Origin of the sequence: Legionella lytica (assembly GCF_044626755.1) — a bacterium.
Classification (GTDB): domain Bacteria; phylum Pseudomonadota; class Gammaproteobacteria; order Legionellales; family Legionellaceae; genus Legionella; species Legionella lytica_A.
Window position 1 is genome coordinate 1,109,901 of record NZ_JBGORX010000001.1, and the last position, 18,477, is coordinate 1,128,377.

Here is an 18,477-nt window from a genome sequence, read left to right on the forward strand (position 1 = left end):
GTAAGTTGTTTTTTTTATTAGATAAATTGACAAAATAAAACGCGTCACGATACACTCCCGCCCCCTAAAGCCCAAATACGTACTAAGAAAAAAAACGAAATCAACATTCCTGCAAAATTTTTAGAGATGAGATTTTGATAGGGAAATATAAATTTTTAATTGAAAGGACATCATGACTTTGCAATCACTTAATCTACTTAAAACGGCCCAAAAATGCCCCACTTTATTGGAAAAATTTTCTGTTGAAGAATTAAGTAAATTATTTAGTTCCAGCCTTGAGTGGCAAAATTTCATCAAAGAGCAATACTATGACTCCTGGCTTTTAACTGCAATTAATCCTGCAGCGAAAATGCCCTATCAAATGAACAACCCGAGACTGAGAAAAGCAGAACAACAACACTTAACTGATTACCTCCATACGCTCAATAGCCTGAACCTACCTTATCGGCATCTCCCTTGGTTAAAAAATTATGCGGCACCATTTATTGAATGGATGAAGCAAAGTCCCTACCTAAAACATTATGGCCTAATTAATGAATTGCTTCAGATTGTACGTAAATCCCCCCAAAGAATTAAACTTACAGAGAACATATTTTCAAGTCCATGGTGTCAAGAATTTACGTTAAACACCCCTTGGATGCATCAAGAACAAGCAGATTTCACCGTTCCATTTTATTGGTTACTCGCTAAATACGATCAGAGCAAGCTCCTGGAAAAGCCACAGGCCGTTATTAACTTAAATACAACCCCCACCAATAATAATCACCCCGAACATGGAATCACCCCCGCGTGGTGGTTTGCTCAATACAAGCAAATAGGTTTACTGGAAAAATTTAGAGCCCTGCAGCCACAAGTGCCAATTGATTTAAATGCAACACCAACGAATCCAAGCCATCCCTGTTATGGTATCAATATTGCTTGGTGGCTCATTGCAAACAGACAAATTGACTACCTAAAACACCTAATGTCCATACAGCCACATGTTTTAATTGATTTAAGTGTGGCTCCAATTCAACAGAATGAGCAGTACCATGGCCTTCCCATTGCTTGGTGGCTCGCTTCAAGCGATGTGGACTTGCTGGGAGACCTGGTAGATCAACAACCCGATACCCCCCTTGATTTAAATGTCTCGCCTCCCAATCCCCAAAACCAAGACCATGGAGTCTCTCTAGGGTGGATACTTGCTGGAAACGATGAAATTGGCTTACTGGAAACTCTTTGGAGTCGTCATGCTGAAACAATCCTTAATTTAAATGCTGCACCAACTCAGCCTAATCACTTCTATCATGGGGTTACCCTCGCATGGTGGCTAGCCAAACACAATCAAATTGATTGGTTAATCATGCTCCTAAACCAAGAACCACGGATAATTATTAATTTAAATGCGGCCCCGACTAATGCCGATTTCGAAGACTACGGAGTAACCTTTGCTTGGTGGCTTATCAAACATAATCGCATTGATTTATTGCAACAACTCAAAGACCGACAACCACACACAACTATTAAATTTAATGCGGGCCCTGGCAATCCCAAGAATGAAGACTGTGGCGTCACACTTAGGCAGATGCTTGATAACAGCCAATTAGCCTCATTGTCTGCGCCTCTAACTAGCTTTTCATTTTTCAATACAACAACGAACGACACGAGCAATAATCCCGATGCACAGAAACCTGAATATGAAGATTCAGACATGAGCCCAAGAAATTATTAACAGTCCATTATTCACTATTTACACTAAGCTGCGAGTGGAGTATACGCCCTGGGAGAACATGATTTCGAAGAGATTAGCCCTGCCCCATGATCAACGATCATGGATTAGCGACTTATAGGCTAAAATAACATGGTCGTGTCTTGAATGAAATTCAAGACACTTGCTAACTCTAACCAAATTCCCACAGCTTGACCTCAGGATCCAGGATCTTTCAACATTAATAGAGTCCCTGAAGTATGCACGTGAACAATTACCCTACTTCTTCTCATCCTCATCCGTTGGAGGTGGAGGAGCTAACTTCTTAACTAACTGATCTGCTTCCTTCAATTCCTGCTCAGATAATTTACCCTTCAGCCCCTTAAGTTCTTTAAGTGCAGGGGGATATTTACCATCAGCTGCCAACTTATACCAGGCATAAGCGGTAACCCAGTTTTTTTCTACTCCAAGACCTGCCAAATATAGGTAACCTAATTTAGCCTGCCCCATGGGATTGCCCTGAGCCGCAGCCTTAGTAAACCAATAAGCAGCCTGTTCGTAATCTTTATCCGCTCCAGTCCCAGTCAGTAATAATTGCCCTAATTGAGCTTGAGCATCAGCCTCTCCTGCCTGGGCTGCAACTTGATACCAATAAGCAGCCTTTTGTGAGTCTGCTTCAACACCGAGTCCATTTAAATAGTAATGAGCCAAATAATCTGCTGCTTTAGGATGATTTTGGTTCGCCGCTTGAGAGAACCAATAAAAAGCAGAGCTGTCATCCGCGGCAACGCCGGCTTGTTGTCCGGTATAAAGCAAACCTAAACTATACTCTGCTCGTGCATCGCCCTGCTCTCCAGCTTTGTGATACCAATAAAGCGCCTGATTCACATTTTTCTCAGTGCCAATACCCATAATATAGGCATAGGCAAGATTGACTTGAGCTTTGACATAGCCTTGCTGGGCAGATTTTTTAAACCATTGCAATGCGGTTTTGGGATTCTGTTTAACACCATCTCCCGTAGAGTACATTAATCCTACGTTACGCTGTGCCACAGAATTACCTTGCTGCGCGGCTTTCATATACCATTTGAATGCCTCGTCAAAATTCTGTTTTACCCCTTCACCCAAATCATACAAAAATCCCAAACTTAATTGGGCTAAGGCATAATTTTTCTCTGCTGATTTTTGATACCAGGTTAATGCTTCAGCGGGGTTTTTATTTATACCCTGCCCGTATTGGAACATACGCCCTACCAGATACATTGCTTCGGCATTACCTTCCCGTGCTGCTTTCATCAAATGGGGGTACGCTGTAGTGTAGTCTCCATTTTCAAAAGCTGTAAAACCAACAATCTCGTCTGCATACGCAACATTGACCATTAATAACATTGCGAGAATTAGATTGCGCATACCGACTCCATTTATATCCCTATATTAAAATAGTAGAATATTGAACCAACAAAGCAAGTATTTAAACCCACTAATGGTTTGGTCGTAGTGATATAGTGGTTTTTATTTAAAGAATAGCGCTCTAAATAGCAGCAAAGAATGTAATCGTATAGCCCCAAACTACGAAGCACAGAACCCAGGGTTGCTACACTTCGTTCGCAATGACTACATCAAAATTAAAAATGTGAATTCCGTTATGGCAAGGAACGTCGTGACGAAGCAACCCAGGAATACGTACCTGGGGAGCTTCGCTTCATTCACCCTAACGGCAATACCTTATTTCCCAGCAAGCATCATCTTACCAATTAATATGGAACCACAACGTGTAGCGATATTGGGGTTAATATCATTACCCACCGCCAAAATAGACTGAAACATTTCCTTCAAATTACCTGCAATAGTAACTTCATCCACAGGGAATTGAATTTCGCCATTCTCTACCCAATAACCACTGGCACCACGCGAATAGTCCCCCGTAACGCCATTCACTCCTTGGCCCATTAACTCAGTAACCAATAAGCCAGTTCCCATTTTTTTCAATAAGTCAGAAAGATCACCCATGGTAGGGTCAATAGTTAAATTATGAACGCCATCACTGTTTGCAGTAGTTTTTAACCCTAAACGACGTGCAGAATAACTTCCCAACACATACTGCTTCACCCGCCCCTTTTCAATAATATGGTTGGCGCGAGTCGGAACTCCTTCTGCATCAAAAGGTGAACTACCCAATGCTCCGGGCAGATGGGGTTGTTCATAAACATTAATAAATTCAGGGAAAATTTGCTGGTCAATTGAATCCAATAAGAACGTATTTTTGCGATACAAATTAGAACCACTAATCGCATTAATCAAACTACTAAATAGACCGCTAGAAACGCGCGAAGAAAAAATAACCGGCACCGTTTGCGTTTCTACCTGCTTTGCTCCTAAACGACTTAGCGCACGTTCTACCGCATTTTTTGCAATATGATGGGGGTCTATAAGATCTTTAGCATTACGCACCGTAGTATAGTCATAATCTCGTTGCATCTCATCACCTTCAGCAGCAATCAGTGAGCAACTTAAACTATGGCGCGTAGTGTGAATAAAACCAGAACCACCATTCGTATTTGCAAAACCATGATGCGATTGATAACTGGAAACATTCACTCCATCAGAGTTAGTAATGCGTTTATCTAAAGATAAAGCATGCGACTCACATTTCATCGCTAATTCAATGGCTTGCTCAGGATTAACATCCCAAGGATGATATAAATCTAAATCGGGATATTCGGTAGTCATTAACTCTTTATCCGCCAAGCCAAAGCAAGGATCTTCAGCGCTAACCCGGGCAATATCACAAGCCGCCCTCACCATAGCTTCTAATGCAGCCGGTGAAATATCAGTACTGCTTGCCCCGCCTTTACGCTTACCAATATAAACAGTTAAACCAACACCTTTATCCTCGCTAAACGCAACCGTTTCCACGGCCCCCATGCGCACATCGACCGAAAAACCACGATCGTTATTCACGACTACCGCCGCATCCGTTGCGCCCTCTTTTTTAGCAAGATCCAGCACGTCATTCATCAATTGAGTTAATTCTATTGTTGACTTATGTACTTCAGTATTGCTATGTTGCGTTCTAATTTGCATAAAAAATTCCATGGTGTTGAATAATGCAAATAAGGATACAATAACATGTCTTCGCAAACCAATAATTATGCTAAAAACAAATCATTTTTGTTTTTTATGCTGTTTTTTCTGGTCAGTCTGTTGACTCCAGTTTCCGCATATGCAGCAGGAAATTGGCGCGAATTAAGCCCTGGTATTGAATATCAAGACCTTGCCGGGGGCTTGCTCGCGCCCTGGTCTCATATTTATGCATTTCGCATTGACCTTAATAAAAATAAACTGGCAATCGTCAGCGCTAAATCTTTGGCGCTAAAAAATGCATCAGCCGATCAATTTGCTGAACACAGCCAAGCCCTGCTTAGTATTAATGGCGGTTTTTTTGATCATCAATTCAACCCTCTAGGCTTGAGAATTAATAATTATCAGCAAGAAAATCCTTTAAAACGCATCAGCTGGTGGGGGGTGTTCTACATTAAACATAACAAAGCCCATATCTCTAGCCTTAATCGTTTTAATCAAGATAATGACATTAGCTTTGCCATGCAAAGTGGACCTCGATTACTTATTAAAGGCAGAATCCCCTCACTCAAAGCAGGAGAAGCGGATCGCTCGGCTTTAGGTATTACTGCCAAAGGAAAAGTTATTATTCTCGTTTCAACCAATGCCACCATGTCCACCAAAAAATTAGCTCATTTGCTAAAAGCACCACCTTTATCTTGTGTTGATGCCATCAACCTTGATGGAGGCAGTTCAAGCCAGCTTTATGCTCACATTGGCTCATTTCAACTCAACGTTCATAGTTTTTCGAATGTTAGTGATGCAATTATCGTAAAAAAAGCATAGAATCGCCGCCCCGGGTTTGAGCTCAATCGAAAAAATCGCCCCTTGAAGTCCCACGGCTTGACTGCAGGTCGGTGATGGAATGAGCCCAAAAAATATCAATGAATAGTAATTCGGGGATAAATTGTTGCTTTAATAAAAAAAAATAAAAACACACAAGTTATCCACAATATACTCCCAATTTATTCTATTGACCCCTACACAAAAACACATTATCTTGTATCTAAGGCGTGAAAAACATCTACATATTGGGTTTTCTGCTATAATCTAATTAATAGTGAATAAAATTCGCTCGACAACTGATAACAACCAAACGAGGTGGAGAAAAAATGTCCGCAATTCTTGATCCGGTAAATGATGTGCCGCTAACGAGTCAACTGGAATTGACAGCTAATACTCCAGGTGTACTGAAAACTATTAAACGTAACGGCAAAGTCGTGAATTACGATGACTCTAAAATTAAGGTTGCAATTACCAAGGCATTTATTGCCAATGAAGGTGGTACAGCTCCTACTTCAGACCGTATTCATGAACAGATCGAAGAATTAACTCGTCAAATCTCTCAAGCATTTAAACGCCGCTTACCCACTGGTGGTGCAATTCACATTGAAGATATTCAGGATCAAGTTGAGTTAGCGCTAATGCGTAGCGGTCATTACAAAGTTGCTCGTGCTTATGTACTTTATCGCGAAGAACACCGTGTTGCGCGCCAAGCAGAAATAAAACAACAAGCAAGCGACAATAAAACACTGTTAATTACTATGCCTGATGGTGAGTTAAGACCATTAGACATGGAACGTGTGACTACTATTGTTACGGAATCCTGCCGCGATCTCGCCAATGTTACTGCAGAACCAGTAATCAAAGATGCAATGCGCAATCTTTATAATCAAGCTAAGTTCGAAGACGTGCACAAAGCCTTAATTATGGCCGCTCGTGCTCTAATTGAAAAAGAACCCAACTACACCTATGTAAGCGCTCGTTTGCTATTAGACACGCTACGTATGGAAGCTCTTGGCAAATTAAACATTAAAGCCAATGCGACCTTTGATGAAATGGCCGATCTTTATCCAGCCTACTTCAAGGCCTACATCAGTCATGGTATCAACCAAGGCTTACTCGATGCCAAAATGGCTGATTTCGACTTAGATAAATTAGGTAAGGCTTTCTTGCCAAAACGCGACATGCAATTTACCTACTTAAGTCTCCAAACATTATATGACCGCTATTTCCTACATGACCAAGGCGTACGTTATGAATTGCCTCAAGCATTCTTCATGCGCGTTGCCATGGGTCTTGCTATGCGTGAGAAAAATAAAGAAGCGAAAGCAATTGAGTTCTACTCATTAATTTCCTCTTTTGACTACATGTCGTCTACGCCAACCCTGTTTAACTCAGGTACGGTTCGCCCCCAATTATCCAGCTGTTACTTAACTACAGTACCGGATCATTTAGATGGTATTTACAGTGCAATTAAAGACAACGCCCTCCTTTCAAAATTTGCAGGTGGATTAGGTAACGACTGGACTCCAGTACGTGCTATGGGTTCACACATTAAGGGGACCAATGGCAAATCCCAAGGTGTTGTACCGTTCTTAAACGTTGCCGATGCTACAGCCGTTGCCGTAAACCAAGGCGGTAAGCGTAAAGGTGCGGTATGTGCTTACTTGGAATGCTGGCATAAAGACGTAGAAGAGTTCCTCGACCTAAGAAAAAATACTGGGGATGACCGCCGCCGTACTCATGATATGAATACCGCAATTTGGATCCCAGATTTATTCATGATTCGTGTTCGTGAAGAAGGCGAATGGACTCTATTCTCTCCTGATGAAGTACCTGAGCTACACGATTGCTACGGTAAAGAGTTTGAAACTCTATATAAAGAGTACGAAGCCAAAGCACGTCAAGGCATCATCAAAAATTGCAAAACACTTCCAGCAGTGAAATTATGGCGCAGAATGCTTTCCATGCTGTTTGAAACTGGCCACCCATGGATGACGTTTAAAGATCCATGTAACTTACGTTCACCACAACAACATGCCGGGGTGGTTCATAGTTCAAACCTATGTACTGAAATTACGTTAAACACTTCTGAAGAAGAAATTGCAGTATGTAACTTGGGTAGCGTTAACTTACCAGCACACATTAAGAATGGTCAGCTGGATAAAGACAAGTTGAAACGTACGATTACCACAGCAATTCGTATGTTAGATAACGTAATTGATATTAACTACTACTCTGTACCACAGGCACGTAACTCAAACTTACAGCACAGACCAATTGGTTTAGGTTTAATGGGCTTCCAAGATGCCTTATATGAGTTAAAAATTGATTACGCATCACAAGCAGCGGTTGAGTTTGCTGACTCCTCTATGGAATTAATCAGCTATTATGCAATTGAAGCTTCGTGTGACTTAGCGAAAGAACGTGGCAGCTATTCAAGCTATGAAGGTTCGCTATGGAGCAAAGGTATTCTACCTATTGATTCCATTAACTTATTACAACAAGCTCGTAGTAAATACCTAGAGCAAGATCGTTCACAACAACTGGATTGGGAATCATTACGCATTAAAGTACGTACTCAAGGTATGCGTAACTCAAATGTGATGGCAATCGCGCCTACCGCTACAATTTCTAACATTTGTGGTGTAGCGCAATCTATTGAGCCTACCTATCAAAACTTGTATGTGAAATCAAACCTCTCTGGAGAGTTTACTGTAATTAATCCATATCTGGTTGCTGACTTAAAAGCGCTTGATCTCTGGGATGAAGTAATGGTTAACGACCTGAAATACTTCAACGGTAGCGTACAACCAATCAGCCGTATTCCAGCTGAGTTGAAAACACGTTATGCCACTTCATTTGAAATTGACCCAATGTGGTTAGTTGATGCCGCTTCTCGTCGCCAAAAATGGATCGACCAAGCGCAATCACTCAATATATACATGGCTCAGCCTTCCGGTAAAAAACTGGATCAATTGTACATGCATGCTTGGATACGTGGATTAAAAACTACTTATTATTTACGTAGTTTAGGAGCAACGAATGCTGAAAAATCCACCATCACTGATGGCGCATTAAATGCGGTTAAACTTATCAGTGAAGAAGCACCAAAAGTATGCTCCATACTCGATCCAGACTGTGAAGCCTGCCAATAATTAGGAGAATATGAATGCCAAATTTAGATACCCAAAAGACAGCTCCTGTAGGCGCAACAGGTTATGAATCTCTTGAAATGGGTGCGGCTCGCATCCATGTAGATGACAAGCAAATTATCAATTGTCGTGCGGATTTAAATCAGCTGGTCCCATTTAAATATAGATGGGCCTGGGACAAGTACCTTGCTGCTTGTGCAAACCATTGGATGCCCAATGAAATCAACATGAGCGCTGACGTAGCGCTGTGGAAAGATCCTAATGGTCTTACAGAAGATGAGCGTTTGATTATCAAGCGTAACCTAGGATTCTTCTCTACTGCAGATTCATTAGTTGCCAATAACCTGGTATTAGCAGTATATCGACACATCACTAATCCTGAGTGTCGCCAATATCTGTTACGCCAAGCATTTGAAGAAGCATTGCATACTCATGCTTATCAATACGTTATTGAGAGCTTAGGTCTTGATGAAGCGGAAGTCTTCAACATGTACCGTGAAATTCCATCCGTGGCGACCAAAGCCTCTTGGGCTCTACCCTTCACTCAAAGTTTAGGGGATGAAACTTTCCACACTGGAACCGTTGAAAATGACCAACGTTTACTAAGAGACTTAATTGCCTTCTACGTTATTTTCGAAGGAATTTTCTTCTACGTTGGTTTTACACAAATCCTTTCTATGGGACGTCGTAACAAAATGGTAGGAACCTCAGAACAGTTCCAATACATTTTACGTGATGAGTCAATGCACATGAACTTTGGTATCGATGTGATTAACCAAATTAAAATTGAAAGTCCACACCTATGGACTCCAGAGTTCAAAGAAGAAATCATTCAACTGATACGTCAAGGCGTTGAGTTAGAATACCAATATGCGAAAGACACCATGCCTCATGGTATCTTAGGCATGAACGCAGAAATGTTTGAAGAATACCTGCACTTCATTGCCAACCGTCGCTTAAGCCAAATTGGTTTACCAGAGCAATATCCTGGTGCTGAAAATCCATTCCCATGGATGAGCGAAATGCTGGACTTGAAGAAAGAGAAAAACTTCTTTGAAACTCGCGTTATTGAATATCAAGCTGGTGGCACTTTAAGCTGGGATGATGACGAGTAATTAACAAGCACGCTGGCCGGCTGGCAAAGCTCATAGCCATCAAGCCAAGAAAAATTACCCTGCCCGAATTCCTGCGGTTTTGACCGCGGGATTCAGCCAATCTTCGCTTGGGCACTACAGGAACCCACATAAATTTATGTACTAAGCTGTATGCCCAAGATTAGCAAAATCACTACTCATTAAACACTGAAATTAACACTATTGCATAAACACCTACCAAATTATACTTCCCTTTTACTTACACAACTGTTACATTTCCAAACGGATTAATTACATAAGAGGTGAAGAAATGGGAAAACCGTTACGCCAACAGAATGAAACTAATAATTATTTCCTACTCCAATGCATGGCAGGAATCACTGTAGCCGCATTAACAGCCGCCGCCATTGCAGCGCTTGCAATAATCGCATACGGCACGTCAGCAGCAACAACCGCAGGTTTAGCCGCAACCAACATGATGTTTGCATCTTCATTAATGGCAGCTTCTTCTCCCGTACTTCCGATGCTCTTTATAGGTGCAATTGGATTTGTTTTCCTCTTAGCATTACTTAACGGCTGTGGAGATAATAATACCACGGTACGAGTTGTTGATAACAGACCTAGCTTCTGGGGTAACCGAGGATACTGGGGCGGCTCAAATGTCCATGTACATCATACAGGCTACCCTAGTGGACGAATGCATCATCATGATGGACATTCACATCATCATGGAACGCATGTGGAAGTACCCAATGGGCCACTTAACGGATTCCCACCTTTAGGTGGAAATGTGCATCATCACAACCCGGGCAGCAATATGCATGGTCACTTCTCTACCGGACATCCAGCACACCATGGTGGTGGAGCAAGAGTAGAAGTACATAATAATCATGGAACAACTCATGGCCATGGATTCTAACCCTTCGTTCAAGGTTAGGGCCTGAAGAGTACCGCTAAGCTTCCGAATGGGGCACCATATCCGTTGCATGCCCCATTCACAAATCCCTCATTGCCTTGGGATTATCCTAATCGCATCAATCGCGTGATTTTTTGCTTCACCAACTCTCGAGCGTGCTTACCAGTAGTAAACTCTTTATTATCCTTTTCCACCACGAATTGGACAAAATAAATGGTTCGCTGCTCTTTCTGAGCCCATCCCACAAACCAACCAATTTGCTTATCTAACAGTTTTAAACCATCTTCATTGAAGAAATAGCCCGCACCAGTCTTACCAAATAATTTCCAATTTCCTGGTAATTCTTCTGCAAATAAAATCTTCTTAGTCATCGTCATTGCATGGGTACTTACAGGCAGTTTGCCCTGCTCTAAACGCGTTAAAAAATCCATTTGCTGCTGCGGGGAAATACGCAAGGAACTGGATAACCAAGCACGAGTTAAGCCATTATTCTCCCCTTTATCCCCGGATACATCTTCATTCCCATAATGAAAAGCCTGTACATACTGCTTAAATCGCTCCATACCCAGCTTCTGCGTAATCAGCTGGCTGTACCAAACACAACTGTTTTTCATCCAAGTCGTTGGATTATGCGGCTGCTTCCAAACTTCTAAATAATCAGAATATCCCTCGTTAAAAGGCCATTCAGGATGCAAGGCATCCATTAAAATACCCTCGTTAAATCCCATCAAACTAATCGCAATTTTAAAGGTTGAGCAAGGGGCTTGGCGTAAAGAACAAGCTCCCTCTTGCTGAACTACCTTCCCATTTTCTTTCGCGATAAAACAATCATCATTTGCCCATCCTTGCGTTGTAACACCTAACAATACACTAAAAAATAAAGCCAGTTTGTGCATCTTACAAAACCATCCCATTGACCTGACTATCCCATAATTTTTTAAAATAACTTTGCTTATTACGAATCAAAGCATCAAATGAACCCTCTTCAATAATCGCCCCATCCTCCATAACGATAATGCGGTCCATATGACGAATAGTAGAAAGACGATGCGCAATAGCAATCACCGTAGCATTATTTTGCTCCAGCATGGCATTAATGGATTGTTGTATTTCCTGCTCAGAAATACTATCCAAACTCGAAGTAGCCTCATCCAGCACCACAATAGGGGCATTTTTTAAAAAAGCACGCGCAATCGCTATTCGTTGACGCTGCCCGCCAGAAAGCTTAACCCCGCGCTCCCCTACCAGGGTGTCGTATTTTTCGGGTAACGATTCGATAAACGCATCAATATTCGCCATTTTCGCAGCCTGTTTAATTTCCGCTAAAGTCGCCTCTTCTTTCGCATAGCCAATATTTTCACCAATCGTACGATGAAACAGCATAATATCCTGAGGGATAAGCGAAATTTGCTGACGCAGGGCATCCGAAGTAATATTTAAAATAGGCTCGCCATCAATCAGAATGTGCCCGGAGGACACTTTAAAATTCTTTAACAGTAAGGCAATTAACGAAGACTTACCCGCACCCGAATGTCCAACCAAGCCAATCTTTTCCCCTGGCTTAATACAAAGATTCAAATTAGAAAAAACTGGTGCTGCATGCTCATAAGCAAATGATACCTGTTGAAACTCAATCGCCCCCTTTTGAATTTGAAAAGCACGCGCGTGAGCCTCATCCACTGCATCATGAGGAGTCTGTAAAATGCTAAATGAAGACTTAAAATCTCCTATTTCTTTTAGGAAAGTACAAAGACCACTCATTAAAGTCCACAAATCAAAAGAAATGGTCAACGCAGTCAACATCACAAAAAGAAAATCACCGGTTGAAACACTGCCCTGTTTACGCAGGTAAATCATAAAGAAAAATACGGAAATGAGCATAAACCAATACAGCACCGAACCCACCATATTAAACTTAAAGTCATACTGGTAAAGCTCGATTTGCCGCGGCACAAAATCATCCGCCATGATCCCGTTAATTCGCTTATGCTCAGCACGTCGCTTCGCAAAATAAAATAAGGAAAAGATATTAGTAATATTGTCAGAAAACGTCCCCATCACCTGATGCTTACTTTCCGCCGCACGATTAGAAAGCGTGTTCAACTTTAGAGCCATAGGCAACATTAAAGCCATAACCGCAACACACCAAGCCAGCATAAAGAAAAATACGCTCAGATTAACAATCATGAGTACAAAAACAGAAACAACCACTACACAGAAATGCTTACCAACAATATGATGTATATTCGCAAAAACACTGTCATAGCCATCCAAAATCCCTTTCAATTTACTAATAACCGTACCAGTTGGGGTATTTTGAAAATAATTATAAGAATGATGCTGCACGTAATCATAAGCCGTAGACAACAACCGCTGCCGTGCATAAGGCTCAGCCCGCCACTCTGCAAAATCACTCAAACGCCAAAAGACATCCAAAGAAACCTGAGCCACCACAAATAAAACGATAGGAAGCATCAAATTAGAATAAGAAGAAACATCCGCCCCCGAAAAGGCATCAACCAATAATTTAAAGGAGTAATTATTAGCAAAAATATAAACAGCGGTAAAAATAGGCGCCTGCAGCATCAAGACATACCACCAACGGTAAGGCTTAATCACTTGCCAGAGAAAGTGCCAAGGAGAATGAAACGGATAACTAATATCAGCAGACTTGCCCATAATAAACGCTCTAAATCAGGGTCGCTCCAGTATACCACAACTGTAAAATCCCAGCCCATTATTTTACCAACAGGTTGTCATTTTGCCATGATAAAGGTAGACTTATCGATTACGTCCCGGTGGCACAGCTGGATAGCGCAGCCCCCTCCTAAGGGGCAGGTCGGAGGTTCGAATCCTCTCCGGGACGCCAATGAAATCAATGAGTTAAGTAATAACCACCTATCCACGATCAATTTTCAGGGTGCATTCAGGGTGCAAATTAAATGTGTAATATAATAATTTGATGAATATTCATAAATACCAAATTACACTATAAGAATCATTCATGTTTATAGAGACTAAATAATTAAGATGAAAATTACTTTGTTCCCTATTGAAAACAACATTAAATTTTCTAATTTTTTTCTGAAGGTCGCTACACCATATCGATGGTGGTTTCTAGCAATGAGTATGGTAGGTATTTATTCTTCCTTACATAGTGTTATTCAACCTTATGTACTTAAGATTATTTTAGATTGTGTATCTGCCTCTGGAGCAAGCTCTTTTGTATCGAATTGCTTACCTCCAGCTTTATTGTTAATTCTTCTCGGTTTTTTTATCACTCTTGTGTGGCGCTTTTATAATTATTTAATACTCAAATCTTTACCAAGAATAAAAGCTGATATTGTAACTATTGCCACAGAACACTTAAGAAACCAATCTTATGTATTTTTTCAAGATAGAATGAGTGGTGACATCAGCGCTAAAATTTCGGACTTAACAAATAATATTCAAAATGTTGTCAATTCATGGTTTAACATCATAAGACAAGCTTTAACCATCTTATTATCAATTTTTATAGTAGGGACAGTTAGTTGGTACTTTAGTGCGATTTTTCTTGCTGTATCAGCTGTTTTCATCTACCTGTCATATTATTGTGCATCCAGCATTAAACCCTATGCAAAAGCATACGCCGAGGCAAAAAATAAATACTCTGGCGCCATCGTTGATTGTTTTAGTAATATTTTAAATGTGCTGTTATTTGCACAGGAAAATCATGAAGCAAAATATTTAGCCCACAACACAGAACTAGCTTTAGAAAAAGAAACTAGAATGCAGGTTAAAAATATGATCAATGCTTCATTGCTTGGTTTCTTTGCCTGGGTTTTACAAGGCGCATCTATATTACTATTGGTTTATCTTGGTGCAAAAGGCCAAATTACAGCCGGTGATTTTGCTTTTGTATTTATTTTATCTATAACGGTTATTGATCAAATTTGGTATTTAACTGAAAGTCTATTAGTAGTTGGAGAGCAAGCTGGTGTTTGCCAGAGCGCGCTTGAAACCATTTTCACTCCTCACTTACAACCTCTAAGCGCGGTGGATAGTAAACTAAGAATTCGAGAGGGTAAAATAGAATTCAAGGGTGTAAACTTTAATTATATTGAAAATAAAAAAACTATTACTGATTTTAGCCTAACAATAAAAGGAGGTAATAAAATTGGTTTAGTTGGCTTTAGTGGCGCGGGCAAAAGCACTATTGTACAACTTATGACTAAATTATATGATATCAATAAAGGTGATATCTTAATTGATGATCAAAGTATTAAAGATATTAATAGGCAAAGCCTACGAGAACATATTGCTTTCATACCTCAAGATCCCTCTCTATTTCATCGATCTATCTTAGAAAATATTCAATATGGTTGCCCAGAAGCTGAGCATGACGAAATCATTAGAGCAGCCAAGCAAGCCCATGCTCATGAGTTTATAAGCCAACTGCCACAAGGATACGAAACTTTGGTTGGGGAAAAAGGTGTTAAATTATCTGGTGGACAAAGACAGAGAATAGCGATTGCTAGGGCAATTTTAAAAAATGCACCCATTTTAATCTTAGATGAAGCGACCAGCTCGCTAGACTCTATTACAGAAGAACTCATCAAACAGTCACTGAATTCTGCAATGAAAAATAGAACAGTTATAGTCATTGCTCATAGACTTTCAACCCTTCTATCAATGGACACAATTGTAGTTATGGATCAAGGGAAAATTATAGAGCAAGGTAGTCACCGTGAGCTAATCACACTGAATGGTTTTTATAAAAATCTATGGGATGCACAAAGTGGCCATAGCCTTATTTAAGATATCTGGATTATTCGATGCATCTGAATTAATTAGAGTTTAAACGAATTTAGAAATTAAAAGAAAGCCGCATTGATTACGGCTTTCTTTGCTGATCCAACCAAATATCTAAATCCTCTTTTAAATAGCGAATAGAACGCCCTATTTTTATAAACTTAGGTCCTGGGGTTCTATTTTTTAAAGCACCATTTACTCTATCCTGAGAAAGAAAAGAACGACTCATACAAATATAGTTTGCGGCCTCAACCTCTTTAAATACTCTTTTATCCATCATACATCCTTATATAACGAGTTATTTATCAACACGCCAACCTCCCAATTTTTAACAGCAGATAATGTATCTTCTGCTACAAATCGGCGGGTTGTTTCTTTAAGAGTATTTAGAAATCTTAGGTTTGATCAATATTCATAGTAGTTATCCACTCATGAATTCTTTCTTTACTATCCTAAGATTCATAAATTACTCGTTTCGAGTAATTATTTAAACATAACGAGCTTTTTAACGCAATTCCTTTTTTGAAGTTTTTAAAGATCTTTAAATCTCGCTATACCTTTATCCTTTTTGTTTATACAATGATCGCCAATCAATTAAATTGAGGTGATGGGATGAACTTACTTGATGACTTAGAAGCATTGATCGGTATTGAATTTTTAATTGAAAATGAATCTACGGCACTCGAGATAACTCCTGAAGTTACTCAACCCGAACAACCCCATGCAAATAAAATTGCACTCATTCAATAATCAAAATGCATAAATTGATTGTTGTTGGTTCCGGTATCAAGTCTGTTGCACATTTGACTGAAGAAACTAAAAAAATCATTCAAAACTCAGATAAAGTACTTTATTTAGTAAATGAGGAACTTTTAAAACAATGGATTATAAGGGAATCAAAAAGTGCTGAATCATTGGAGCCTATTTATTTTAATTCCAACAAGCGCATAGACTCTTACACTAAAATTACCTCAGAAATAGTAAGAAGTTATTATCAATATACTAATCTATGCGTTGTCTTTTATGGACATCCCACAGTTTTTGCCGAATCGGCTTTAAAAGCTGTCAAAATAATCCAAGCAGAAAAAGGCAATGCCATTATATTGCCCGCAATATCCTCAATGGATTGCTTATTTTCTGATTTACAAATAGATCCCGGAGAGCACGGATGTTTTAGCATTGATGCGACCGAACTATTAATTTATGAGCGTAAATTAGATATTCAATCCCATGTAATCGTATGGCAAATTGCAAATCTAGGTATGTTTAACATACAAAAAACAACAAAACTTAATGTGCTAAAAGATTACCTTTGTAATTTTTACTCAACAGAGCAATTAGTTTGCTTATATGAAGCAGCCCTCTACCCAACTCAAAAGCCTAGAATTGAATGGCTCAAATTATCCGATTTAGAAAGCGTAAAAATGAATCCCATCTCCTTACTTTATATTCCCCCCTCTCCTACCACAAAACTAAGCACCAAATACATTGATCTCTTAGAAATTGATTTAGACAATTTTAAATTATCTACTGAGGCTCACACAGCCCCTAAATAATTTGGCATCTGTAGCAAAACTCTTATTAGAATTATCAAACATAAAAGAAAATCGTTTATCAGTATTGAGTAAACTAGCAGAATTACTAATAACACCACTACCCGGTGCTTTATAATGATAAAAGTTAAACTTTATTTGTTTGCTCATATGATACAGAGGGCTCTCATAGGCATCCCCCTCTGCATCGATAAACTCTTCTTGATAGGTTAGAAGAACATTTCTTAAAGTTTCTAACTCATTTATTGTGCTATTACTCTGATTTGTTTTAAATGTATTAATTTTAGAAAATGGACACTGCAAGGGATAATAGACACTATCATCTTTTTCAAACAAAGGGGCGGGTACCATTACTGTTGGTGTATGCTCTAACTGGTAACATTCATCATATATTTTTTGTATGGTAGTGACAGGAAAATATTGATCATCTATTGCCGGTTTTACTCCAATACCGGAACCCATACAAATGTTATATATATATTTAGCTGTATCTATAACGAACGGTGTAGGCCTGAATCTATTAATTTTTTTTGCTCTCAAAAAAAGCTCATTACACGATGCATCATATGCGTTCTGAGTTAATTTTTTTCTTAAGGCCTCAGAGAAATAAAGCTTTAATTTTAACCAATTATCATTAGTTTTAACTTCCTTAATGAACTCTTGAGAGAAATATAAAATTTGACTACTCCAATCAGAGCGAATTGTTTTATCCTGCAAGATTTCTTTAAAAATTAAATGATGTTCATAAGGCGATTTAGGAGCAGGGGACATTTACATTAAAATATTTTTGAATTCGAGAATGCCTTCTTGTACAGCCGATATTAGGTAGTAGGAATGATGATAAAGCACCCGATGAAACCGACAAAACATTATTATCAACGGTTTGATCCTCATCAAATATCACCTGCATATTGAATATGGCTCCAGGCCCTTGAACACAGTCAGGGAAAATATGATCATCAGCGCCAAAGTGATGCCATTCACAATATTTATTAAGAATCATACCTAATGGCAGACTATTTTTTCCATATCCTAAATGCTGGAATAGCTCATTAGTGGTATGTTTACTGTCAATTTTTTCTAAAGTTCCCTCGGATGTAGGTAAATAAGCATGATTTTTAATACCAAAATGAGAGCCGAACGAATAATGAGCTAGGAAAAAAGGAATATTCTTACTCGGTGAGATTTTTTCTATAACTTCGTATAGTGAAGGATTCACCGCCGATACTACCTGTTTGATTTCATCCCATGTAATTTTTTCTATCTTGTTCATTCCATAAACACCCGGCAACATATTCCACTTGTGAACATTGTTACATCAAAAATTAAAAAACACTTAATCTTAACTAATTCTAATGTTAGAGTCACGGCTAAC

General features: G+C 39.5%; 13 protein-coding genes, 1 tRNA gene and 1 pseudogene. 9 read left to right on the plus strand and 6 right to left on the minus strand.

Translation table 11 applies throughout. From position 1 onward, the window contains the following. The first annotated feature begins 172 nt into the window (after positions 1-172). The gene (locus ACD661_RS04580) at positions 173-1,711 is read left to right on the plus strand and encodes a hypothetical protein (RefSeq protein WP_400186668.1); all 1,539 of its coding nucleotides are present in this window, start codon (positions 173-175) and stop codon (positions 1,709-1,711) included. A gap of 255 nt (positions 1,712-1,966) precedes the next feature. Here the strand turns inward: ACD661_RS04580 and ACD661_RS04585 are convergent, their stop codons facing one another. Then, the gene (locus tag ACD661_RS04585; RefSeq protein ID WP_400186669.1) at positions 1,967-3,097 is read right to left on the minus strand and encodes a tetratricopeptide repeat protein; all 1,131 of its coding nucleotides are present in this window, start codon (positions 3,095-3,097) and stop codon (positions 1,967-1,969) included. A 315-nt stretch (positions 3,098-3,412) separates the two neighbouring features. Next, positions 3,413-4,771: a metalloprotease PmbA gene (pmbA, locus tag ACD661_RS04590; protein ID WP_400186671.1), complete on the minus strand. Its 1,359-nt coding sequence runs from the start codon at positions 4,769-4,771 to the stop codon at positions 3,413-3,415. A gap of 45 nt (positions 4,772-4,816) precedes the next feature. Here pmbA and ACD661_RS04595 point away from each other — a divergent pair, with 45 nt between their 5' ends. The 4 genes from ACD661_RS04595 to ACD661_RS04610 all read left to right on the plus strand — a co-directional run bounded on the left by ACD661_RS04595 (position 4,817) and on the right by ACD661_RS04610 (position 10,758). Then, positions 4,817-5,593 carry a phosphodiester glycosidase family protein gene (locus ACD661_RS04595; protein WP_400186673.1) on the plus strand — a complete coding sequence of 259 codons (777 nt, stop codon included), beginning with the start codon at positions 4,817-4,819 and terminating at the stop codon, positions 5,591-5,593. A 326-nt stretch (positions 5,594-5,919) separates the two neighbouring features. Then, on the plus strand, positions 5,920-8,748 hold the full coding sequence (locus ACD661_RS04600) for a ribonucleoside-diphosphate reductase subunit alpha (RefSeq protein WP_400186675.1): 2,829 nt from the start codon (positions 5,920-5,922) through the stop codon (positions 8,746-8,748). A 14-nt stretch (positions 8,749-8,762) separates the two neighbouring features. Next, a complete protein-coding gene (locus ACD661_RS04605; RefSeq protein ID WP_400186677.1) occupies positions 8,763-9,860 on the plus strand; it encodes a ribonucleotide-diphosphate reductase subunit beta in 1,098 nt (365 codons plus the stop codon). Between the two features lie 289 nt (positions 9,861-10,149). Beyond that, a complete protein-coding gene (locus ACD661_RS04610; protein ID WP_400186678.1) occupies positions 10,150-10,758 on the plus strand; it encodes a hypothetical protein in 609 nt (202 codons plus the stop codon). 101 nt (positions 10,759-10,859) lie between these two features. On the opposite strand, the gene blaOXA is transcribed toward ACD661_RS04610, so the two are convergent. Beyond that, entirely contained in the window at positions 10,860-11,651 is a 792-nt protein-coding gene (gene blaOXA, locus ACD661_RS04615) for a class D beta-lactamase (protein ID WP_400186679.1), read from the minus strand. Position 11,652: 1 nt separating this feature from the next. After that, complete coding sequence (locus ACD661_RS04620) at positions 11,653-13,434, minus strand: ABC transporter ATP-binding protein (RefSeq protein WP_400186680.1); 1,782 nt, start codon at positions 13,432-13,434, stop codon at positions 11,653-11,655. 113 nt (positions 13,435-13,547) lie between these two features. Here ACD661_RS04620 and ACD661_RS04625 point away from each other — a divergent pair. Further along, positions 13,548-13,624 (plus strand) — tRNA-Arg (locus tag ACD661_RS04625). Between the two features lie 254 nt (positions 13,625-13,878). Then, positions 13,879-15,555, plus strand: coding sequence for an ABC transporter ATP-binding protein (locus tag ACD661_RS04630; protein WP_400186681.1), 1,677 nt, complete (start codon positions 13,879-13,881; stop codon positions 15,553-15,555). 76 nt (positions 15,556-15,631) lie between these two features. Here the strand turns inward: ACD661_RS04630 and ACD661_RS04635 are convergent, their stop codons facing one another. Then, complete coding sequence (locus ACD661_RS04635) at positions 15,632-15,829, minus strand: DNA-binding protein (protein ID WP_400186682.1); 198 nt, start codon at positions 15,827-15,829, stop codon at positions 15,632-15,634. A gap of 332 nt (positions 15,830-16,161) precedes the next feature. Between ACD661_RS04635 and ACD661_RS04640 the strand changes: the two genes are divergently transcribed. Continuing rightward, positions 16,162-16,299, plus strand: coding sequence for a hypothetical protein (locus ACD661_RS04640; RefSeq protein WP_400186683.1), 138 nt, complete (start codon positions 16,162-16,164; stop codon positions 16,297-16,299). A gap of 5 nt (positions 16,300-16,304) precedes the next feature. After that, on the plus strand, positions 16,305-17,105 hold the full coding sequence (locus ACD661_RS04645; protein WP_400186684.1) for an SAM-dependent methyltransferase: 801 nt from the start codon (positions 16,305-16,307) through the stop codon (positions 17,103-17,105). On the opposite strand, the pseudogene ACD661_RS04650 reads toward ACD661_RS04645, so the two are convergent. Next, positions 17,073-18,375, minus strand: a pseudogene (locus ACD661_RS04650) (hypothetical protein). The gene ACD661_RS04645 and the pseudogene ACD661_RS04650 sit on opposite strands and share 33 nt — an antisense overlap. Positions 18,376-18,477 lie beyond the last annotated feature (102 nt).